General features: G+C 66.1%; 5 protein-coding genes and 1 pseudogene. 2 read left to right on the top strand and 4 right to left on the bottom strand.

Features of this window, described 5'->3' with window-relative positions; all coding sequences use genetic code 11:
- On the bottom strand, positions 1-250 hold a 250-nt coding region (locus tag VFA16_RS17445; RefSeq protein WP_324969023.1), incomplete at its 3' end, for a CoA transferase.
- Complete coding sequence (locus VFA16_RS17440) at positions 250-1,155, bottom strand: class I SAM-dependent methyltransferase (protein WP_324969022.1); 906 nt, start codon at positions 1,153-1,155, stop codon at positions 250-252. The genes VFA16_RS17440 and VFA16_RS17445, both read right to left, overlap by 1 nt.
- A gap of 134 nt (positions 1,156-1,289) precedes the next feature.
- On the opposite strand from VFA16_RS17440, the gene VFA16_RS17435 reads away from it, so the two are divergent.
- Entirely contained in the window at positions 1,290-1,943 is a 654-nt protein-coding gene (locus tag VFA16_RS17435) for a cation transporter (RefSeq protein WP_324969021.1), read from the top strand.
- Positions 1,944-1,949: 6 nt separating this feature from the next.
- Here the strand turns inward: VFA16_RS17435 and VFA16_RS17430 are convergent, their stop codons facing one another.
- Positions 1,950-2,714, bottom strand: a complete 765-nt coding sequence (locus VFA16_RS17430; protein WP_324969020.1) for a GAF and ANTAR domain-containing protein — start codon at positions 2,712-2,714, stop codon at positions 1,950-1,952.
- 189 nt (positions 2,715-2,903) lie between these two features.
- Between VFA16_RS17430 and VFA16_RS17425 the strand changes: the two genes are divergently transcribed.
- Positions 2,904-3,272: an STAS domain-containing protein gene (locus tag VFA16_RS17425; RefSeq protein WP_324969019.1), complete on the top strand. Its 369-nt coding sequence runs from the start codon at positions 2,904-2,906 to the stop codon at positions 3,270-3,272.
- On the opposite strand, the pseudogene ctpC reads toward VFA16_RS17425, so the two are convergent.
- Positions 3,249-4,485: pseudogene (gene ctpC, locus VFA16_RS17420) on the bottom strand (manganese-exporting P-type ATPase CtpC); the annotation flags it as partial. The gene VFA16_RS17425 and the pseudogene ctpC overlap by 24 nt on opposite strands.

Below are 4,485 nucleotides of genomic sequence, written 5' to 3'. Positions count from 1 at the left end.
CCTCGGAGGTCAGGTCAGCGGTCACCGACTTCTTGCCCCGGTTATTGGGCAGGAAGTACGTGGGTAACGGTGGTCGCCCAGGCAGAACAGAGGTGATCTGGCGAGCGGCGTCACCGCCGGGCGCCTCGACCTTGATCACTTCAGCACCCAAGTCGGCCAGCACCTGTCCCGCCAGCGGGCCGGCCACGTTCTGGGTGAAGTCGAGTACCCGAAGCCCGTCAAGAGGCTTGCGGTCGTTGCTGTTTGGCATCAGTCCGTGCCCCGCACCGCGGTGCAATAGTAGTTTTCGGTCTCAGGATTGATGCGTGGAGGCACCGGTAACCCGTTGTCGGCCAACAGTTGGCTGGACGGAGTGCGGATGGTGCGCCAGCCGTGCTGGTCCAGGTAGTTGGCGACGTCATGACGCTCACCCGAATACCAGAGATCGTCGATGTGGGTGTCCAGGCCGTGCTCGTACCATTTCTGCGCCGCGGCGTGCATGACCTCCAGCGACTCCGGTGAGTTCAAGAAGATCTCCGCGACCAGCCGACTGCCGTCAGCGCTCAACGCGGTGATGTTGTCCAGCAGGCGGTCTTGGGCTTCCGGCGGCAGGAATGCGAGCAAGCCCTCGGCGATCCAGGCGGTGGATCGCTCGGGGTCGAACCCGGCTTGCTGCAGGGCCGACGGCCAGTCGTGTCGTAGATCGATCGGCACGGACCGCAGGTTCGCGGTCGGCTCGGCGCCGGACGCCGTCAGCGTCGCGGTCTTGAATTCAAGGACTTGCGGCTGATCGATCTCGAACACCGTCATGTCGGCCGGCCATGACATCCGATAGGAGCGGGCGTCGAGGCCCGAGGCGAGTATCACCGCCTGCCGGACGCCCGCAGTCGTCGCATCGGCGCAGAAGGCGTCGATAAACCGCGTGCGCACCGCCAGTAGGTCAGTCATGGGCTGCATGCCCCACGGGTGGTCCGGAATATCGACCTCGGCAGCCTCGAGCTCGCCGGCGGCCCAGCGAGTGAAGAAGTCGATGCCGACGGCCCGTACCAGTGGTTCGGCGAACGGATCATTGATGAGCCCGGCTTTGCTGGCGCGGGCCCTGCCCGCGGCCACCATGGTGGCGGTGGCCCCCACGCTCGTTGCCAAGTCCCAGGTGTCGTTTTCGGTGCGCGCCATGCCAGTCAGCGTAACGAGCCATTAACTGCTGTCGCTGGGTCAGTAGCACGGATTGGGACTTCACACTTCCCGCAGAACTGCTGCTCCTCGCGCGCCGGTCGAGAGACCCCAGGGTATGCATTTACCATCGCTTGGTGACCACGCCTCGGCCCACCCAACTCGCCACCCCGACGCCGACCCGGGACGCGGCCTGGCACCGGGCCGCACGGTGGGCCAAGCGGCTGGCCTGGATAAGCCTGGCCGCGATGCTGGCCGAGGGTGCGGTGGGGCTGTGGCAAGGGCTTGCCGTCGGGTCGATCGCGTTGACCGGATGGGCGCTGGGCAGCGCGCCGGAGGCCTTGGCGAGCGCGATGGTGTTGTGGCGGTTCACTGGGGCGCGGACGCTGTCGGAGACTGCGGAACGACGCGCCCAACGCGGGGTCGCGCTGTCGTTTTGGCTGACCGCCCCCTACATCGCCGCGGAATCAGTTCGCGACCTCCTGGGTGGGCATCACGCCGAGCGATCGGTGATCGGCATTGCGTTGACGGCCGCGGCGTTGGTGCTGATGCCGACGCTGGGCCGGGCCAAACAAAGACTCGGCGCCCTGCTGGGCTCGGCGGCCACCACCGGTGAAGGAATCCAAAACCACTTGTGCGGTGCGCAGGCGGCCGCGGTGCTGGTTGGCCTGGTGGTCACGGCCAGCTGGTCCGGCGGTTGGTGGTTCGACCCCGCGGTCGGCCTGGCCATCGCCGCTGTCGCGGTGTGGCAGGGCGTGCGCTCTTGGCACGGCGACGACTGCGGCTGCTGACCGACGCTAGGTCGCCGCTGCGACGTCGGGATGCTCCTCGAACCAGGTGTGCAACAACGGTTCAAGCCTGCCCTGCTGGTGCGCCTCGACTAGCTCGGCGGCCAGATGCCGAATCTTGATGTTGCGATGCTGGGAAACGCGTCGCAACATATTGAACGCAGCATCCGGGTCACACGAGTAGTGGCGCATCAGCAGCCCTTTGGCCTGGCCGATCAGATCCCGCGTTGCCAACGCCGAGTGCAAGTGGTCGACGAGCTGTCGTGAATCGTTGTACAGGGCGGCGTTGTCGAATGTGGTACCGGCGTGCAACGCGAACAGCATCACCAGGTCCATCACATGCTCGGTGAATTGGTTGGGGCGGCTCGAGAACAGCGTGCATCCCACCGACGGCCGGCGGTACGCCGGCAGCGGCAACGCCAGGCAACTGTGAAACCCGGCTTGCCGCATCCGCTCCGGGAACCCCGGCCAGCGCTGTTCGGTCTCGGCGTCCTCGACCCGGCGCGGCTCGCGGTAGCGCACGGCATCCAGAATCGGGCCTGGCCAGGGGCGAGGTTCGTCTGCACTGTGCGCAAGCGCGGTGATCTCACCGCCAGCCACCGTTTCCAGTTTTCCCGGGGCGACCTCCACAGTCACCGTGGCGTGTTCACAGGCGGGGATGGTGCGCACAGCGCGCCTGACCATCCGGTCGACCACGCTGGTCACATCGTCGTCGTCGACGAGCCGGCCCACCTCGGCCAGCTCTCGGGACAACGAGTGCAAGTCCTCTTCCATTGGCCCAGGCTACGTGTTCTCATCAGGTGCAGCGGCCTAACAATGATACGGTGAGCACGCGGTTAGACCATAGCCCGCGACGTTCGGTGTACTAGATCGCCGAATTACGCTTTTGCGGCTGCTCTAGCCTTTCGCGACCGTGGTGCCCCTGACGTCGGTTTCTCGAACCACTGACAAGCGGAGGGGCGTGTGTCAGCGTTGCATGTCGAACGCACAACAGTTAACGATCTGGTCGTCTTGCACCTGCGTGGCGATGTCGACCTGTGCAACGTCGCTCAACTGGAGTGCGCTCTACGGGAAACGTGCGGCGCCATCCCTGATTCGGGTCGGGTCGTCGTCGATGCGACGGCGATCGATTTTCTGTCGGTTGCCGGGGTGACCGCACTGGTGCGCGGCCAGCGGCGCTGCCGGGAGCGCGGGCTGGATTTTTCGGTGGTGGCCGCTCACCGCGCCGTATTGCGACCGCTGCAGGCTACCGGTTTCGGTGAGCAGGTCACGATATTCGCCTCGCTGGAGGCGGCTACTGAGAGCCGGTCAGTCGAGGCGGTAGCGGATTAGTCGGGAGCTGTTGGCCACCACCGCCACCGACGACGCGTTGTGCAGGATCGCGGCCAGCACCGGTGACAACGCGCCGCCGGCGCCGATCATCAGCCCGGCGGCATTGACCGCGATCGACATGCCGTAGTTCTGGCGGATCACCTCCACTGCCCGCGCGCCCAGATCCCGCACGTCGAGCAGACGCTGCAAGTCGTCGTTGGCCAGCGCGACATCGGCGGTCTCCACGGCGACGTCAGTCCCGGCCAGTCCCATGGCAATTCCGATATCGGCAGCCGCCAGCGCCGGGGCGTCGTTGATGCCGTCGCCGACCATCCCGACCACGTGCCCCTCGCTTTGCAGCTGGCGCACCACTTCGAGTTTGTCCTCCGGCAGCACCTCGGCGCGCCACTCGTCGATGCCCAGCTCGCGTGCCACCACTTCGGCGATCTCGGGGTGATCGCCGGTGAGCATGACAATGCGGCGAATGCCGTTGCCGCGCAATTTCTTCAGCACATCGGTTGCTTCGGGGCGGATTTCGTCGCGTAGGCTGATCAGTCCCACCAATGTGCCGTCCACGGCGAGCAGCAGCGGGGTCTCGGCCTGGCGTCGCAGCCTGTGCACCCAGTCCGCGGCTTCCTTTGACACCACCACGTTTTCGGACTGCAGCAGCGACGGGCTGCCCAGCAGCAAGGTGCGGCCGTCGGCCCAGGTCCGCATGCCGAGGCCGACCAGCACCTCGCATTCCTCATGGGGCGGAATGCTGATATGGCGTTCTTCGGTCGAGCGGATGACCGCTTCGGCCAGCGGATGACGGGAATGAATCTCCGAGCTGGCCGCGTAGGCCAGCACCTGCTCGGGCTCCCAAGAATCATGCATGGCAACGATATTCGTCACCACGGGGCGTCCCACCGTCAGTGTCCCGGTCTTGTCGAACACAATGGCGTCCACCCGTCCGGCCTCTTCGAGGTGCGAGCCGCCTTTGATCAAGATGCCGCGCCGGGCCCCGTTGCCGATCGCGGCGCTGATCGCGGTCGGGGTGGCCAGACCCACCGCGCACGGGCACGCCACCAGCAGCATCGTCATCGCGCGCCGGACGTCTCGGGTGATCGCCAAGGTGAGCGCGGAGACAATGAACGACGTCGGCACGAAGCGGCGGGAAAAGTTTTCTCCCACAGTCTGAATCGGTGCCCGGTCGTGTTGGGCCTCTTCCACACGGGTGATGATCCGCCCGATC

Source organism: Mycobacterium sp., from assembly GCF_035653355.1.
Classification (GTDB): domain Bacteria; phylum Actinomycetota; class Actinomycetes; order Mycobacteriales; family Mycobacteriaceae; genus Mycobacterium.
The sequence above is the reverse complement of the archived record's forward strand: the minus strand, read 5'-3'. Positions and strand labels throughout refer to the sequence as shown.